This is a genomic window from Pseudomonas sp. MWU12-3088, from assembly GCF_023242405.1.
Taxonomy (GTDB): Bacteria; Pseudomonadota; Gammaproteobacteria; order Pseudomonadales; family Pseudomonadaceae; genus Aquipseudomonas; species Aquipseudomonas kribbensis.
In genome coordinates, this window is record NZ_JALJEA010000001.1 from 158,525 (window position 1) to 175,512 (window position 16,988).

Here is a 16,988-nt window from a genome sequence, read left to right on the forward strand (position 1 = left end):
ATCGATCATCGGGTGCAACTACATTTCGAGGTTGACCCACCCCGGCTTCGCCACCTCCGGCGCCACCGCTTTCACAGTCTTGCCGGTGGCCAGCTCAACCCGCCGCGCCACCTCCGGATCATCCGCAAACGGCGTCAGGCTCGCATCATCCAGGCTTTCAGCCGTTTCATGGCGCAAGCAATACTCCACCGACAGCCACAAAAACAGCACGCCCAACACATTCAAAAAAAACTCGAACATGACCGGCTCCCTTGATCAGGCGATCTGCGCTTCACGGTGGACAATCGCAATGTCCGCCACCCGCACCGTGCGCCACACGTTGTAAGCCATCAGCAACATGCCCGTCAGGAAGAACACCCCGCCGGCAAAGCGCACGACGAACCCCGGATGACTGGCCTGCAACGCTTCGACAAACGAATAGGTCAGCGTGCCGTCCTCGTTGATCGCCCGCCACATCAGGCCCTGAGTGATGCCGTTGACCCACATCGACGCGATGTACAACACGGTGCCGATGGTCGCCAGCCAGAAGTGCAGGTTGATCAGCGGCGTGCTGTGCATCCGCTCGCGGCCGAAAACCTTGGGCACCATGTGATAGGTCGCGCCGAAGGTGATCATCGCTACCCAGCCGAGGGCGCCGGCGTGTACGTGGCCGATGGTCCAGTCGGTGTAGTGGGAGAGGGCGTTCACCGTCTTGATCGCCATCATCGGGCCTTCGAAGGTCGACATACCGTAGAACGCCAGCGACAGGACGAGGAAGCGCAGGATCGGGTCGGTGCGCAACTGATGCCAGGCGCCGGACAGCGTCATCATCCCGTTGATCATCCCGCCCCAGCTCGGCGCCAGCAGGATCAGCGACATCGCCATGCCCAATGACTGCGCCCAGTCCGGCAGCGCGGTGTAGTGCAAGTGGTGCGGGCCGGCCCAGATGTACAGGGTGATCAGGGCCCAGAAATGCACGATCGACAACCGGTACGAATACACCGGCCGATTGACCTGTTTCGGCACGAAGTAATACATCATCCCGAGGAACCCGGTGGTCAGGAAGAACCCCACTGCGTTGTGCCCGTACCACCACTGCACCATGGCATCAGTGGCGCCGGAATACACCGGATAGGATTTGAACCAGTCCACTGGAATCGACAGGTGATTGACCACGTGCAGCATGGCGATCACCAGGATGAACGCGCCGAAGAACCAGTTGCCGACGTAGATGTGCTTGGTCTTGCGCTGCACCACCGTGGTGAAGAACACCACGGCATACGCGACCCAGACCACCGCCATCCACACCGCGCCGGAGAATTCGATCTCGGCGTATTCCTTGGTGGTGGTGTAGCCCATCGGCAGGGTGACCAGCATGATCACGATCACCGATTGCCAGCCCCAGAAAGTGAAGGCTGCGAGTTTGTCCGAGTACAGCCGCACCTGGCAGGTACGCTGCACCGCGTAGTAACTGGCGGCGAATTGCGCGCTGCCGGCGAAGCCGAAAATCACCAGGCTGGTGTGCAACGGTCGCAAGCGGCCGAAGGTGGTCCACGGCAAGTCCAGATTCATGTCCGGCCATACCAGTTGCGAGGCGATCCATACCCCCATCGCCATGCCCACGACACCCCAGAAAACAGTCGCGATGACGAATTGGCGGACGACCTTGTAGTTATAAGCCTGTCCGATTGTTGCTGTGCTCATGGTCAATTCTTCCACGGTTGCAAAGTCTTGCCAGGCCACCCGGTCTGGCACGAGCTGCACTGTAGAAACCCCGCCAGAAACAAAACAGGCTCAGGAATTGTTCATTTATGCGGATCAGATCGAAGCGCTGCCTGCGGCCATCTGCCGCGCCCTGATACGGTTTTTATGCGTTCAGGTGAATCTGTAACGGGCTGCGCTGCAACGTCATAGTGCTTTTACAAAACTGTGGGAGTGGGGTTGGTCGGGATAGCGCCAGATCAGACGGATCTGGCGCTATCCCGACCAACCCCACTCCCACAGGAAATCCCTGATGAGGTAGTAGGCCGATGTATCAATACGATGATTACGACCGGGCGCTGGTGTTCGAGCGCGTTGCGCAGTTTCGCGATCAGGTCGAGCGCTTCATGGCCGGGGAGTTGAGCGAAGAAGAGTTCCTGCCGCTGCGCCTGCAGAACGGCCTGTACATGCAAAAGCACGCTTACATGCTGCGGGTGGCGATTCCCTACGGCACCCTGAGTGCCGAACAAATGCGCACTTTGGCGAGCATCGCCAGTGACTACGACCGTGGCTACGGCCACTTCACCACCCGGCAGAACATGCAGTTCAACTGGATCGAACTGCACGAGGTGCCGGACATTCTCCAACGTCTGGCGCAGGTCAACATGCATGCGATCCAGACCTCGGGCAACTGCGTGCGCAACATCACCACCGAAGCCTTCGCCGGGGTCGCGGCGGACGAGTTGATCGACCCGCGTCCGCTGGCGGAGATCCTGCGGCAATGGTCGACGATCAACCCGGAATTCCTGTTCCTGCCGCGCAAGTTCAAGATCGCCATCTGCTCGGCGAAGCAAGACCGCGCGGCGATCATGATGCACGACATCGGCCTCTACCTTTACCCCGGTCGTGACGGGCAAATGCTCCTGCGAGTGATCGTCGGCGGCGGTCTGGGGCGCACGCCGATCCTTGGCTTGCAGATCCGCGACGGCCTGCCGTGGCAGCACTTGCTGTCCTATGTCGAGGCGGTATTGCGGGTCTACAACCGCCACGGCCGGCGCGACAACAAGTACAAGGCGCGGATCAAGATTCTGGTCAAGGCGCTGGGCATTGAGGCGTTCGCCAAGGAAGTCGAAGAAGAATGGCAACACCTCAAGGACGGCCCGGCGCAACTGACCGAGGACGAATACCTGCGGGTTGCCAATGCCTTCGTGCCGCCGAGCTACCGCACGCTGGCCGGCACCGATCTGGATTTCGGCACACACCTGGCCGACAACCCGGCGTTCGCCCGCTGGGTCGCGCGCAACGTGCAACCGCACAAAATGCCGGGCTACACCAGCGTCGTGCTGTCGACCAAACCGGGCGTTGCGGCCGCACCGGGCGATGTCACCGGTCTGCAGATGCTGGCCGTGGCCGACTGGTCCGAGCGCTTCGGTTTTGGCGAAATCCGCATCGCCCACGAGCAGAACATCGTCCTGCCGGATGTGCCCAAGTCAGAGCTGTATGCGCTGTGGCAACTGGCGAAAGAGCAAGGCCTGGGCGCCGCCAACGTCGGCCTGCTGACCGACATCATTGCCTGCCCCGGCGGTGATTTCTGTGCGCTGGCCAACGCCAAGTCGATCCCGATTGCCCAGGCGATTCAGGCGCGTTTCGACAACCTCGATTACCTGCATGATCTGGGCGACATCAGCCTGAACATCTCCGGCTGCATGAACGCCTGCGGTCATCACCACATCGGCAACATCGGGATTCTCGGCGTCGATAAAAACGGCAGCGAGTGGTACCAGATCACCCTCGGCGGGGCACAGGGCAAGAACAGCGCACTGGGCAAAGTCATCGGCCCGTCGTTCAGTGCCGCCGAAGTGCCGCAGGTGATCGAGCGGATCATCGGCACCTTCGTGCGCTATCGCGAGGCCGAAGAACTGTTCGTCGATACCGTGGCGCGCATCGGCCTGGAGCCGTTCAAGGAACGGGTCTACCCGAAAGCGCTGGAGGTGTCGGCATGAATAATCTGCTGCGGATGGAGGAGGGCGGGGCGCGGATCGTGCTCGACGATCCGTGGACGCTGATCCGCTCACCTGAAACCGAACAGGGCGCTGGAATGCTGATACTTCCGCTGTCCCACTGGCTCGAATCGCCCTCGACCCACGCAGTCTGGCTGGGCCCGGACGATAGCGTCGAAAGCCTGCTGCCATGGTTGACCTCGCTGCCACTGATCGCCCTCGACTTCCCGAGCTTCCGCGATGGCCGCGCCTACAGCCAGGCCTATCTGCTGCGCAGCCGCTTCGGCTGGAAAGGCGAGTTGCGGGCGATTGGCGATGTGCTGCGCGATCAACTGAGCCACATGCGCCAGTGCGGTTTCGACAGCTTCGCCGTGCGCGAGGACAAATCCGCCGAGGATGCGCTCAAGGGGCTGGCGGGGATGAGCGTGTTGTACGGGCGTTCGGTGATCGAGCCACGGCCCTTGTTTCGGCGCAGGTGATGCAGGGGAAACCCTTAGAACCCTGATGAATCGGGGATTTTTCCTTGGGTCGATGCTGGCCTTTTGGTAGAGTCCCCGTCGCCAGCGGGTTTTCGGCTGGACGACGGAACGAAGAAGGGAGTCTGATCAGTGGGTCCGGGCAAAAAGATTCTGGGCCTCACCGCGTTGCTTTTGATGCTGACGCTGTGGGCCGGTTACATCTACGTATTCAACGAAAACCGTGGCGGTCAGCTCGGCGGAGTCGGCGAAAGCACCGCGTGGTGCGGCACGCCGCCGTCCTCGGATGCGGCGCTGCTGGGCAAGGATCAACTGACCTTGCGCATCACCAACAACCTGCGCGGCGAGTTCATGCTCAGCGGTGCGGTGGTGGTTTCCGAGCGCACCTTCAACCGCTATGACCTGGGCCGCAACGAACTGCGTCTGCGCCTGGAACCGTTGCAGTGGTCCTACGGCGTCACACCGATCTTCCTTGAGCAAGTGAAGGTTCTGCCCCTGAGCCGCAACCTCGCCTCGACCGACAAGAGCGCCTTCGCCCAGCTCGAATCGCGCCCGATCGGCGTTCAGGGTCGTGTCACCGAGTTTCCTTTCGACACCTATCGTTATGGCTACAAGCCCGTCCTTTATTACGTCAAGGGCAACGAGCGCGTCGACCTGCGCTTCAAGAACATCACCACGCTGATGGAAATGTCCAATACCTTCACGCCGATCCAGAAGTACAACCGCGCCGACTACATCAACGAGAAAAACGTGATGGTCCGCGACGAGGACTACAAAGCCTACGGCCACCACGAGTGCGCATTCAGCGTCGAGCGCAAAGGCGCGTTCAAGGTTGTGGTGCTGTTGATGTTGCTGGTGTTGTGCCTGCCGTTGCTGCTGGTGTTCTACCGCGACGAGCCGGGGATCGACTTCCTCGCCACCCTGGTGGGCATCGGCGTAGTGCGTACGGTGCTGGTGGGGCCGGTGCAGGATTTCCAGCTGTACAACATCGACTTCCTGTTTGGTGCGGCGCTGTTGCTGGTGGGCACGGTGTCGCTGATCAAGGCCATGCGGCTTCACAGTCGGCGGGAGATGGCGTTGCGCAGCGGGGAGACGTCGACCTGGTGAATCTGATCTGAAATCGGGTTCACCGTGCTTCAGGCCGGGGCGGGATTGATTTCCCGTCCGGCAAGCGCAAAGCCTGTGGTTTTAGCTATACCTGTAACTCCCCGATGCAATAAATCAGGCCTTCTGACAGGAGTTACAGCATGAAGCTAGCCCTAATGATGAGCACCCTGTGCATTGCCACGCTTGGCGTGGTGGGTTGCTCCAGCAAGACCGTCGCTCCGGATGAGTATTCAGGCTTCCTCAAGGACTACAGCCAACTCAAGGAGGCCAAGTCACCGTCCGGTGCCGAGGTGATGCGCTGGGTCGATCCCAAACTCGATATCAACAAGTTCACCAGCGTCTACATCGAACCGACCCAGCTCTATCCCAAGCCTCAGCCAACGGTGAAAATCCCGCAACAGACCCTCAACGGCATCACGGCTTACTATGATCAGGCGCTCAAGCGTGAAGTGGGCAAATCCCTGCCGTTGGCCAGCGGGCCCGGCCCGGGTGTGATCGTCGTGCGCGCGGCCATCACCGCCGTCAGCAGCAAGACCGAAGGCCTGCATGCCTATGAAGTGATCCCGATTGCCCTGGTGGCGGCAGCGGTCACGACCGCCAGCGGCAGTCGCGATCAGGAAACCACCCTGGCCACCGAAGCGGTGTTCCTCGATGGCGGCAACAACAAGGTGGTGGCGCAGGTCGTGCGCAAGGGCACCGGCAAACCTCTGGAAAACGACTCTCAGGTCATGAAGGCCGATGACGTGAAAGCCGTGATCGATGGCTGGGCGTCGGACATGCACCAGTCCTATCTGAAAATGAAGTCAAAATAAGGTGAACCTGATGGCCTCCACGGCGTGAGTCGTGGAGGCCGGTTTACGAGAGCGGGGCCGTCAGTGCTTTTTCGCCTGCTCGCGAATCCGTTCTTCCTGCTCGCGCAGTTCCGGGGTGAACTCGGCGCCAAAGTCTTCGGGGCAGAATATCTGACGAATCTCGATCTCGGCCTCGGTGCCCGGCATGGGATTAGGGCAGCGCTTGACCCACTCGATGGCTTCCTCCTTCGACTTAACGTCCCAGATCCAGTAACCGGCGATCAGCTCCTTGGTTTCGGCGAACGGACCGTCGATCACGCTGCGTTTTTCGCCGCTGAAACGTACCCGGGCGCCTTTGCTGCTCGGGTGCAGGCCGTCGGCGGACACCAGGATGCCGGCCTTGGACAGTTCTTCGTTGTAGTTGCCCATGTCGGTCAGCAACTGTTCACTGGGCATCACGCCGGCTTCGGAATCCTGGCTGGCTTTGACAATGATCATGAAGCGCATGGTGTTTCTCCTTGAGAGATGGGGGATTCACTGCTTTGTCGAACGGCCAGGGCTTGAATCGACAGCTCGTTAAAGAAAAGATGCAGAACCGCGTTTTAACAAGCATCGCCTTCATACGGAATGTGTCCGCCATGCCCACCCTGGAACTCACCACCCTGATCCCCGATCGCACCCCGAAAGAAGTGCTCGATTTCTGTCTGGAGGGCGTCAATTTCCCGAAGATCTTCCCCGAACGCGTGACGCCGTTGGGTGATATCGACCTGAACAACCTGCGTATCGAAGCCGGGCGGCAATTCCGTTTCCGGCACTGGATGTTCAACCTGATCCCGTCGAACTGGACGGTGACGATCCGCGAAGTCGGCGACACGCATTTTGTCGATGAAATGCTCAAGGGGCCGCTGCGGGCCTTTCGTCACGAACATCGAGTGGCAGCGGGCGAGGGCGGTACGCTGTACACCGACCGCGTGACGTATTCGGCGATTGGCGGGGCGTTCAGCGAAGCATTGTTGGTGAACGGCTATATGCGGCGGATATTCGAGGCCCGGCATCGCAACATGCTGCAATTGCTCGGTTAGCGCTCAGGGTTGTATCCAATCCTGCGGGGTTACACATGACAATTTCAGTTCAGGCATAGGTCGTCGGACAATTTCGTGGTTAACTTCCGCCTCTTGCATGCTTTCCCAACAACGTTAAGAAGGACTCCGTTCATGGCTCAAGTCACTCTCAAAGGCAACCCGGTTCAAGTCAACGGCCAACTGCCACAAGCCGGTTCCAAGGCGCCAGCCTTTTCCCTGGTAGCCGGCAATCTGTCCGACGTCACCCTGAAAGACTTCGCCGGCAAGCGCAAAGTGCTGAACATCTTCCCAAGCGTCGACACCCCGACCTGCGCCACTTCCGTGCGCAAGTTCAACGCTCAGGCCAACGAACTGGCCAACACCGTGGTGCTGTGCATCTCGGCTGACCTGCCATTCGCCCAGGCCCGCTTCTGCGGCGCCGAAGGCCTGGAAAACGTACAGAACCTGTCGACCCTGCGTGGCGCCGAATTCATCCAGAACTACGGCGTGGCCATCGCTGACGGCCCGCTGAAAGGCCTGACTGCCCGTGCGGTGGTTGTTCTGGACGAAAACGACAACGTCCTGCACAGCGAACTGGTCAAGGAAATTGCAGAAGAGCCTAACTACGAAGCGGCATTGTCCGTTCTGAAATAAGCGCTTTTACAATTGTTAACGGCCTGGCCCTGTCCAGGCCGTTTTCATTTGTGTATCAGTGTTTTGGCTCACACCTTGAAACGTAAGTTGAAGGTAAATTGCCGGTAAAGCTGCTTTGCTTTACCCCCACCAGTGCTTATCGTTCAGCCTCCCGTAAAAGAAGCCCACGCGCCCAATGGTTAATCACTCCATGCAATCGTCTTCCCGAAACTCCCGTCGCTGGCTGCTGAGCCTGCTTGTCCTGCTGGTCATCGCCGGCCTGTGCTGGAAATTCTGGCCTGCCGGATCGACCCACAAGGAGGGCGGCGAGAAAGCCGCGGCCGGTCATACCGGTCGTTCGGGGATGATGCGTCCGGGCTTCGGCGGGGCGGCAGGCCCGATCCCGGTGCGCGTGGCGCCGGCGGTGACTGGTGACTTCCCGCTGTACTACAAGGCGCTCGGCACCGTGACCGCGCTCAATACCATCAACGTGCGCAGTCGGGTCGGCGGCGAGCTGGTGAAGATCTATTTCGAAGAAGGGCAGATGGTCAAGGCCGGTGACCTGCTGGCAGAGATCGACCCACGTCCGTACCAGAACGCCTTGCTTCAGGCTGAAGGCACCTTGCTGCAGAATCAGGCTCAGCTGAAAAACGCTCAGGTCGACGTCGAGCGCTATCGTGGCCTGTATAAAGAGGACAGCATCGCCAAGCAGACCCTGGACACCGCCGAAGCGCAGGTCGGCCAGTTTCTCGGCACCGTGAAGACCAATCAGGCGGCGGTCAACGACGCTAAGCTCAATCTCGAATTCACCAAGATCCGCGCACCGATTGCCGGTCGCGTCGGTCTGCGTCAGCTCGACGTCGGCAACCTGGTGGCCGCGAATGACACCACGTTCCTTGCGGTCATCACCCAGACCCAGCCGATCAGCGTGGTCTTCACATTGCCGGAAAACACCCTGGAAACCGTACTGGCCCGCTACCACAGCGGCGCCAAACTGCCGGCCGAAGCCTGGGACCGTGGCGACACGAAAATTCAGGCCACGGGCGTACTGCAAAGCCTCGACAACCAGATCGACGTGACCACCGGCACCCTGAAGTTCAAGGCGCGCTACGAAAACCGCGATCAGTCGCTGTTCCCCAACCAGTTCGTAAACGTCCACTTGCTGGCCGACACCCTCAAGGGCGTGGTACTGGCGCCGTCGGCCGCCATCCAGTTCGGCACCAACGGCACCTTCGTCTATGCGCTGGACGGCGACAAGAAAGTCACCATCCGCCAGTTGAAGATCGGCGCCAGCGACGGGCAGAGCACCGTGATCACCGAAGGCCTGGCCGCCGGCGACCGCGTGGTGCTGGAAGGCACCGACCGCTTGAAGGAAGGCAGTGAAGTGGAAGTGGTCAACGACAGTCAGGATGTACCGACCACCCCGACCGGACACCTGCAAGGCAAGTCCGCCGCCAGCGCACCTGATGCTGCCGTTACCGACAAGGCCAAGAAGGGCGCATGAACATTTCGCGTCTGTTCATCCTCCGCCCGGTCGCCACCACGCTGAGCATGCTGGCCATCGTGCTGGCCGGCCTGATCGCCTATCGCCTGCTGCCGGTTTCGGCCTTGCCACAGGTGGATTACCCGACCATCCGGGTCATGACCTTGTACCCGGGCGCCAGTCCGGACGTGATGACCAGCGCCGTCACCGCGCCGCTTGAGCGCCAGTTCGGGCAGATGCCGGGCCTGACGCAAATGGCCTCGACCAGTTCCGGCGGCGCCTCGGTGTTGACCCTGCGTTTCAGTCTCGACATCAACATGGACGTCGCCGAACAGCAGGTGCAGGCTGCGATCAACGCCGCCACCAACCTGCTGCCGACCGATTTGCCGGCGCCGCCGGTGTACAACAAGGTCAACCCGGCGGACACCCCGGTGCTGACCCTGGCCATCACCTCCAAAACCATGCTGTTGCCCAAGCTCAACGATCTGGTCGATACGCGCATGGCGCAGAAGATCGCCCAGATCAGCGGTGTCGGCATGGTCAGTATCGCCGGCGGCCAGCGTCAGGCGGTGCGGATCAAGGTCAACCCGGAAGCGCTGGCGGCCAACGGCCTGAACCTGTCGGACGTGCGCACACTGATCGGCGCGTCCAATGTCAACCAGCCCAAGGGTAACTTCGACGGCCCGACCCGGGTGTCGATGCTCGATGCCAACGACCAGCTGACTTCGCCCAAGGACTACGCCAACCTCATCCTGGCCTACAAGAACGGCGCGCCGCTGCGACTCAAGGATGTCGCGCAGATCGTCGATGGCGCCGAGAACGAGCGTCTGGCGGCGTGGGCCAACCAGAATCAGGCGGTATTGCTGAACATCCAGCGTCAGCCGGGCGCCAACGTGATCGAGGTGGTCGACCGGATCAAGGCACTGCTGCCGAGCATCACCGACAACCTGCCGGCCGGCCTTGAAGTCACTGTATTGACCGACCGCACCCAGACCATCCGCGCCTCGGTCACTGACGTGCAGCACGAACTGCTGATCGCCATCGCGCTGGTGGTGATGGTGACGTTCCTGTTCCTGCGTCGCGCCAGCGCCACCATCATTCCGTCAGTAGCGGTTCCGCTGTCGCTGATCGGTACGTTCGGCGTGATGTACCTGGCCGGGTTCTCGGTCAACAACCTGACATTGATGGCCCTGACCATCGCCACCGGTTTCGTGGTCGACGATGCGATCGTGATGCTGGAGAACATTGCCCGCTTCATCGAAGAAGGCGACAGCCCGATGCTGGCTGCGCTCAAGGGCGCGAAGCAGATCGGCTTCACCCTGATTTCCCTGACCTTGTCGCTGATCGCGGTACTGATTCCGCTGCTGTTCATGGCTGACGTGGTAGGGCGGCTGTTCCGCGAATTCGCCATCACCCTGGCAGTGGCGATCCTGATTTCCCTGGTGGTCTCGCTGACCCTGACGCCGATGATGTGCGCGCGTCTGCTCAAGCGTGAGCCCGAGGAACATGAACAGGGCCGTTTCTACCGGGCCAGTGGCGCGTTCATTGACTGGATGATCGCCGCCTACGGACGCAAGTTGCAGTGGGTGCTCAAGCATCAGCCGCTGACCCTGCTGGTGGCCATCGGCACCCTGGCGCTGACCGTATTCCTTTATATGGTGGTGCCCAAGGGCTTCTTCCCGGTGCAGGACACCGGGGTGATCCAGGGCATTTCCGAAGCGCCGCAGTCGATTTCCTTTGCCGCCATGGGCGAGCGTCAGCAGGCGCTGGCCAAGGTGATTCTCGAAGACCCGGCGGTGGAAAGCCTGTCGTCCTATATCGGCGTCGACGGCGACAACGCCACGCTCAACAGCGGTCGCCTGCTGATCAACCTCAAGCCTCACGGTCAGCGTGATCTGACCGCCGCCGAGGTAATCAGCCGCCTGCAACCGCAACTGGACAAACTGGTGGGCATCCGTCTGTTCATGCAGCCGGTGCAGGACCTGACCATCGAAGACCGTGTCAGCCGCACCCAGTACCAGTTCAGCATGTCTTCGCCGGACGCCGAACTGCTCAGCCTGTGGAGCGGACGTCTGGTCGAGGCATTGGCCCAGCGCCCCGAGCTGACCGACGTTGCCAGTGATTTGCAGGACAAGGGCCTGCAGGTGTTCCTGGTGATCGACCGTGACGCGGCTTCACGCCTCGGCGTGTCGGTGGCGAACATCACCGACGCACTGTACGACGCCTTTGGTCAGCGGCAGATCTCGACCATTTACACCCAGGCCAGCCAGTACCGCGTGGTGCTGCAGGCTCAGGCCGGGGAGAAGATCGGGCCGCAGGCGCTGGATCAGATTCACGTCAAGACCACCGATGGCGGTCAGGTAAGGTTGTCGAGCCTGGCCCATGTCGAAGAGCGTCAGGCGCAACTGGCGATCACCCACATCGGCCAGTTCCCGGCGGTGATGATGTCCTTCAACCTGGCCCACGGCGTGGCGCTGGGGCATGCGGTGGACATCATCGAGCAGGTGCAGAAGGACATCGGCATGCCGATCGGCGTGCAGACCCAGTTCCAGGGTGCGGCCGAAGCCTTCCAGGCTTCGCTGTCGAGCACCTTGCTGCTGATCCTGGCTGCGGTGGTGACCATGTACATCGTGCTCGGCGTGCTCTACGAGAGCTACATCCATCCGATCACGATTCTTTCGACCTTGCCGTCGGCGGCGGTCGGCGCCTTGCTGGCCTTGCTGCTCAGCGGCAATGACCTGGGCATGATCGCGATCATCGGCATCATCCTGCTGATCGGTATCGTCAAGAAGAACGCGATCATGATGATCGACTTCGCCCTCGACGCCGAGCGTAACCAGGGCATGGCGCCGGAGCAGGCGATCTATCAGGCGGCGCTGTTGCGCTTCCGCCCGATCCTTATGACCACGCTGGCGGCGCTGTTCGGCGCGGTGCCGCTGATGCTGGCGACCGGTTCCGGTGCTGAGTTGCGTCAGCCGCTGGGTCTGGTGATGGTCGGCGGCTTGCTGCTGAGCCAGATCCTGACGCTGTTCACCACGCCGGTGATCTACCTGTATTTCGACCGCCTCGGTCGGCGCTGGGGCCGTGCGCCTTCGGCCGTGGAGCCGGTAGAGCAGCCATGAACCTGTCCGGTCCTTTCATCAAGCGCCCGGTGGCGACCATGCTCCTGAGCCTGGCGATCATGCTGCTGGGCGGCGTGAGCTTCGGTCTGCTGCCGGTGTCGCCGCTGCCGCAAATGGACTTCCCGGTGATCGTGGTCCAGGCGAGTCTGCCCGGCGCGAGCCCGGAAGTCATGGCGTCCACCGTGGCCACGCCGCTGGAGCGCTCGTTCGGCGCCATCGCCGGCGTCAACACCATGAGCAGCCGCTCCAGCCAGGGTTCGACCCGGGTCATTCTGCAATTCGACCTCGACCGCGACATCAACGGCGCGGCGCGGGAAGTGCAGGCAGCGATCAACGCTTCGCGCAACCTGTTGCCGAGCGGGATGCGCAGCATGCCGACCTACAAGAAGGTCAACCCGTCGCAGGCGCCGATCATGGTGCTGTCGCTGACCTCGGATGTGCTGGAAAAAGGCCAGCTCTACGATTTGGCCTCGACCATTCTGTCCCAGAGCCTGTCCCAGGTGCAGGGCGTCGGCGAAGTGCAGATCGGCGGCAGCTCCCTGCCGGCGGTGCGCATCGAACTCGAACCCCAGGCGCTGAACCAGTACGGCGTGGCGCTGGACGATGTGCGCAAGACCATTGCCGGCGCCAACGTGCGCCGGCCGAAGGGCTCGGTCGAGGATGACCAGCGCCTGTGGCAGATCCAGGCGAATGACCAGCTGGAGAAAGCCAAGGACTACGAATCGCTGATCATCCATTACAACGGCGGTGCAGCCCTGCGTCTGAAGGACGTGGCCAAGGTCACCGACGGCGTGGAAGACCGCTACAACAGCGGTTTCTTCAATGACGACGCGGCGGTACTGCTGGTAATCAACCGGCAGGCCGGCGCCAACATCATCGAGACGGTCAACGAGATCAAGGCGCAGTTGCCGGCATTGCAGGCGGTGCTGCCGGCCAGTGTGAAGCTGAACCTGGCGATGGATCGCTCGCCGGTGATCAAGGCCACTTTGCATGAAGCGGAAATGACTCTGCTGATCGCCGTGGCGCTGGTGATCCTGGTGGTGTTCCTGTTCCTCGGCAATTTCCGTGCGTCGCTGATCCCGACCCTGGCGGTGCCGGTGTCGCTGGTCGGTACCTTTGCGGTGATGTACCTGTACGGATTCTCGCTGAACAACCTGTCGCTGATGGCGCTGATTCTGGCCACCGGGCTGGTGGTGGACGACGCCATCGTGGTGCTGGAGAACATTTCCCGGCACATCGACGAAGGCGTCAAACCGATGAAGGCCGCGTATCTGGGGGCCAAGGAAGTCGGGTTCACCCTGCTGTCGATGAACGTGTCGCTGGTGGCGGTGTTCCTGTCGATCCTGTTCATGGGCGGGATCATCGAGAGCCTGTTCCGTGAGTTCTCCATCACCCTGGCCGCCGCTATCGTGGTTTCGCTGGTGGTTTCGCTGACCCTGACGCCAATGCTCTGCGCCCGCTGGCTGAAGCCGCACACGCCGGGCCAGGAAAACCGTCTGCAGCGCTGGAGCCGTCGTACCAACGACTGGATGGTCGGCAAGTACGCCACCAGTCTCGACTGGGTATTGCGTCATCGGCGCCTGACGCTGTTGAGCCTGATCATTACGGTCGGCGTGAACGTCGCGCTGTATGTGGTGGTGCCGAAGACGTTCCTGCCGCAACAGGATACCGGCCAGTTGATCGGTTTCGTGCGCGGTGACGACGGTCTGTCGTTCAGCGTGATGCAGCCGAAAATGGAGACTTTCCGCCGCGCCGTGCTCAAGGACGAGGCGGTCGAGAGCGTTGCCGGGTTCATCGGTGGCAACAACGGCACCAACAACGCCTTCATGCTGGTGCGCCTGAAGCCGATCAAGGACCGCAACCTCTCGGCGCAGAAAGTCATCGAGCGCCTGCGCAAGGAAATGCCCAAGGTGCCCGGCGCGCAATTGATGCTGATGGCCGACCAGGACCTGCAATTCGGTGGTGGCCGTGAGCAGACCACTTCGCAGTACACCTACATTCTGCAGAGCGGTGATCTGGGCGCCTTGCGCGAGTGGTACCCGAAAGTGGTCACCGCCTTGCGTGCCTTGCCGGAACTGACCGCCATCGACGCCCGTGAAGGACGCGGTGCGCAGCAAGTGACACTGATCGTCGATCGTGATCAGGCCAAGCGCCTGGGCGTGGACATGAACATGGTCACCGCCGTGCTGAACAACGCCTACAGCCAGCGGCAGATTTCGACGATCTACGACAGCCTCAACCAGTATCAGGTGGTGATGGAGGTCAATCCGAAATACGCCCAGGATCCAGTCACCCTCAATCAGGTGCAGGTGATCACGGCCGATGGTGCGCGGATTCCGCTGTCGACCATCGCTCACTACGAAAGCAGCCTGGAAGACGACCGGGTCAGTCATGAGGGCCAGTTCGCTTCCGAAAGCATTTCCTTCGACATGGCCGAGGGCGTGACGGTAGAGAAGGGCAGTGCCGCCATCGAGCGGGCGATTGCCAAGGTCGGCCTGCCGGAAGACGTGATCGCGAAAATGGCCGGCACCGCCGACGCCTTCGCGGCCACCCAGAAGAGCCAGCCGTTCATGATCCTTGGCGCGCTGCTGGCGGTGTATCTGGTGTTGGGCGTGCTGTATGAAAGCTACATTCACCCGCTGACGATTCTCTCGACACTGCCGTCGGCCGGGGTCGGCGCGTTGCTGTCGATCTATGTGCTGGGCGGCGAATTCAGCCTGATCTCGCTGCTCGGGCTGTTCCTGTTGATCGGTGTGGTGAAGAAGAACGCGATCCTGATGATCGACCTTGCGCTGCAACTGGAGCGTCATCAGGGCATGGCGCCGCTGGAGTCGATTCGCAGCGCCTGTCTGCAACGTCTGCGGCCGATCCTGATGACCACGCTGGCAGCGATCCTCGGCGCCTTGCCATTGCTGCTCAGCCGGGCCGAAGGCGCGGAAATGCGCCAGCCGCTGGGCCTGACCATCATCGGCGGCCTGATTTTCAGCCAGATCCTGACCCTTTACACCACACCTGTGGTTTACCTCTATCTCGACAAGGCCCGCCATCGCTTCAACAAATGGCGTGGCGTACGTACCGATGCCGCACTGGAAACTCCGCTATGAATGACCGTTCGCTTATCCAACTGGCCAGTGTTCGCGGCTCGCGTCTGCTGAGCCTGTCGCTGTGTGTGGCGATGCTCAGTGCGTGCGCCGTCGGCCCGGACTACCAGCGCCCGCAGACCGCCGAAGTCGCCCAATACAAGGAGGCCGAGGGTTGGCGTCAGGCCAGCCCAGCGGACTCTCTGGCCCGTGGCGCCTGGTGGGAACTGTACGGCGACCGTCAGCTCAACGAGTTGATCGAGAAACTCAACAGTTCCAACCAGACCGTCGCCCAGTCCGAGGCGCAGTACCGTCAGGCTCAGGCTTTGGTGCGCGATGCCCGTGGAGCGTTTTACCCGACGCTCGACCTGAGCCTGGGCAAGACCCGCTCCAGCCAGGGCACCGGCAGCAGCAGTTCGAGCCTGAGCAGTTCTTCCAGCGGTATTCGGGACACCTACAACGCCCAGTTGGGCGTGAGCTGGGAGGCCGATGTCTGGGGCAAGTTGCGTCGTGGTCTGGAAGCCAATGAAGCCAGCGCCCAGGCCAGCTTCGCCGATCTGGCAGCGATGCGTCTGAGCCAGCAGTCGGAGCTGGTGCAGAACTACCTGCAACTGCGCGTGATCGATCAGCAGAAGCGTTTGCTCGAGTCGACGGTGGAGGCCTACGAGCGTTCGCTGAAAATGACCCAGAACCAGTACAACGCCGGAATCTCCGGCCGTGATGCGGTGGCGCAGGCACAGACGCAGCTCAAATCCACCCAGGGCGATCTGGTGGACCTGATCTGGCAGCGGGCACAGTTCGAAAACGCCATCGCGGTGCTCACCGGCCAGCCGCCGGCACAGTTCAAGATTGCTGAAACCCAGGACATCCCGAAGCTGCCGCAGATTCCGCTGAGCCTGCCATCGCAACTGCTGGAACGGCGCCCGGACATCGCCTCGGCGGAGCGTTCCGTTATCGCGGCCAACGCCAATATCGGTGTAGCGAAAGCGGCGTATTACCCGGACTTCAGTCTGAGCATGAGCGGCGGCTACAGCAGCAGTACTTCGCGGGATCTGATCAGCCTGCCGAACCGTTTCTGGTCGGTGGGGCCGAAAATGAGCCTGCCGCTGTTCGACGGTGGCCGTCGCTCGGCGGAAGTCGATCGCACCGAAGCGAAGTACGACGAGACCGTGGCCAAATACCGGCAGACCGTACTCGACGGCTTCCGCGAGGTGGAAAACTACCTGGTGCAGTTGAAGGTGTACGAGGACGAGGCGGCGGTACGCCAGGAAGCGCTGGATGCGGCGCGGGATTCTCTGCGTCTGACCCAGAATCAGTACAAGGCCGGGCTGATTGCCTACATCGACGTAGTGGTGGTGCAAGCCACGGCGTTGAGCAACGAGCGGACGGTGCTCAACATCCTGCAAAGTCGACTGATCGCCAGCGTGCAGTTGATCGCGGCGCTGGGCGGTGGCTGGGACGGGCAACTGGAAACCAGCCAGAATCCCTGACGCTGAATTCCCACGCAAAGCGTGGGAATGATCAGTGCCGTGACTGCCGGTTTAGAGCCTTGTCG

General features: G+C 61.5%; 13 protein-coding genes. 10 read left to right on the forward strand and 3 right to left on the reverse strand.

Annotated elements, in window-relative coordinates; translation table 11 throughout:
- Positions 1-18: 18 nt before the first annotated feature.
- Both M5B98_RS00845 and ccoN read right to left on the reverse strand, forming a co-directional pair.
- A complete protein-coding gene (locus M5B98_RS00845) occupies positions 19-240 on the reverse strand; it encodes a cbb3-type cytochrome c oxidase subunit 3 (protein WP_248741447.1) in 222 nt (73 codons plus the stop codon).
- Between the two features lie 15 nt (positions 241-255).
- Positions 256-1,683, reverse strand: a complete 1,428-nt coding sequence (gene ccoN, locus M5B98_RS00850; RefSeq protein WP_248741448.1) for a cytochrome-c oxidase, cbb3-type subunit I — start codon at positions 1,681-1,683, stop codon at positions 256-258.
- 326 nt (positions 1,684-2,009) lie between these two features.
- Here ccoN and M5B98_RS00855 point away from each other — a divergent pair, with 326 nt between their 5' ends.
- The 4 genes from M5B98_RS00855 (at position 2,010) to M5B98_RS00870 (ending at position 6,075) form a co-directional block, all read left to right on the forward strand.
- Positions 2,010-3,683 carry a nitrite/sulfite reductase gene (locus M5B98_RS00855; RefSeq protein WP_248741449.1) on the forward strand — a complete coding sequence of 558 codons (1,674 nt, stop codon included), beginning with the start codon at positions 2,010-2,012 and terminating at the stop codon, positions 3,681-3,683.
- Positions 3,680-4,159 carry a DUF934 domain-containing protein gene (locus M5B98_RS00860; protein WP_248741450.1) on the forward strand — a complete coding sequence of 160 codons (480 nt, stop codon included), beginning with the start codon at positions 3,680-3,682 and terminating at the stop codon, positions 4,157-4,159. Before M5B98_RS00855 ends, M5B98_RS00860 begins: the two co-directional genes overlap by 4 nt.
- 129 nt (positions 4,160-4,288) lie before the next feature.
- On the forward strand, positions 4,289-5,263 hold the full coding sequence (locus M5B98_RS00865; protein ID WP_085708235.1) for a hypothetical protein: 975 nt from the start codon (positions 4,289-4,291) through the stop codon (positions 5,261-5,263).
- Positions 5,264-5,403: 140 nt separating this feature from the next.
- The gene (locus M5B98_RS00870) at positions 5,404-6,075 is read left to right on the forward strand and encodes a DUF3313 domain-containing protein (protein WP_248739542.1); all 672 of its coding nucleotides are present in this window, start codon (positions 5,404-5,406) and stop codon (positions 6,073-6,075) included.
- Positions 6,076-6,135: 60 nt separating this feature from the next.
- On the opposite strand, the gene M5B98_RS00875 is transcribed toward M5B98_RS00870, so the two are convergent.
- Positions 6,136-6,561, reverse strand: coding sequence for a YciI family protein (locus tag M5B98_RS00875; RefSeq protein WP_085708233.1), 426 nt, complete (start codon positions 6,559-6,561; stop codon positions 6,136-6,138).
- Between the two features lie 131 nt (positions 6,562-6,692).
- On the opposite strand from M5B98_RS00875, the gene M5B98_RS00880 reads away from it, so the two are divergent.
- The 6 genes from M5B98_RS00880 to M5B98_RS00905 all read left to right on the forward strand — a co-directional run bounded on the left by M5B98_RS00880 (position 6,693) and on the right by M5B98_RS00905 (position 16,923).
- Complete coding sequence (locus tag M5B98_RS00880) at positions 6,693-7,136, forward strand: polyketide cyclase (RefSeq protein ID WP_248741451.1); 444 nt, start codon at positions 6,693-6,695, stop codon at positions 7,134-7,136.
- Between the two features lie 132 nt (positions 7,137-7,268).
- A complete protein-coding gene (tpx, locus tag M5B98_RS00885; RefSeq protein WP_102621372.1) occupies positions 7,269-7,769 on the forward strand; it encodes a thiol peroxidase in 501 nt (166 codons plus the stop codon).
- A gap of 175 nt (positions 7,770-7,944) precedes the next feature.
- Positions 7,945-9,252, forward strand: coding sequence for an MdtA/MuxA family multidrug efflux RND transporter periplasmic adaptor subunit (locus tag M5B98_RS00890; protein ID WP_248741452.1), 1,308 nt, complete (start codon positions 7,945-7,947; stop codon positions 9,250-9,252).
- Positions 9,249-12,353: an MdtB/MuxB family multidrug efflux RND transporter permease subunit gene (locus tag M5B98_RS00895; protein ID WP_248741453.1), complete on the forward strand. Its 3,105-nt coding sequence runs from the start codon at positions 9,249-9,251 to the stop codon at positions 12,351-12,353. The genes M5B98_RS00890 and M5B98_RS00895 overlap by 4 nt, the downstream gene beginning before the upstream one ends.
- Positions 12,350-15,457, forward strand: coding sequence for an efflux RND transporter permease subunit (locus M5B98_RS00900; protein ID WP_248741454.1), 3,108 nt, complete (start codon positions 12,350-12,352; stop codon positions 15,455-15,457). The genes M5B98_RS00895 and M5B98_RS00900 overlap by 4 nt, the downstream gene beginning before the upstream one ends.
- Complete coding sequence (locus M5B98_RS00905) at positions 15,454-16,923, forward strand: efflux transporter outer membrane subunit (RefSeq protein WP_085708227.1); 1,470 nt, start codon at positions 15,454-15,456, stop codon at positions 16,921-16,923. The genes M5B98_RS00900 and M5B98_RS00905 overlap by 4 nt, the downstream gene beginning before the upstream one ends.
- Positions 16,924-16,988: the final 65 nt, after the last annotated feature.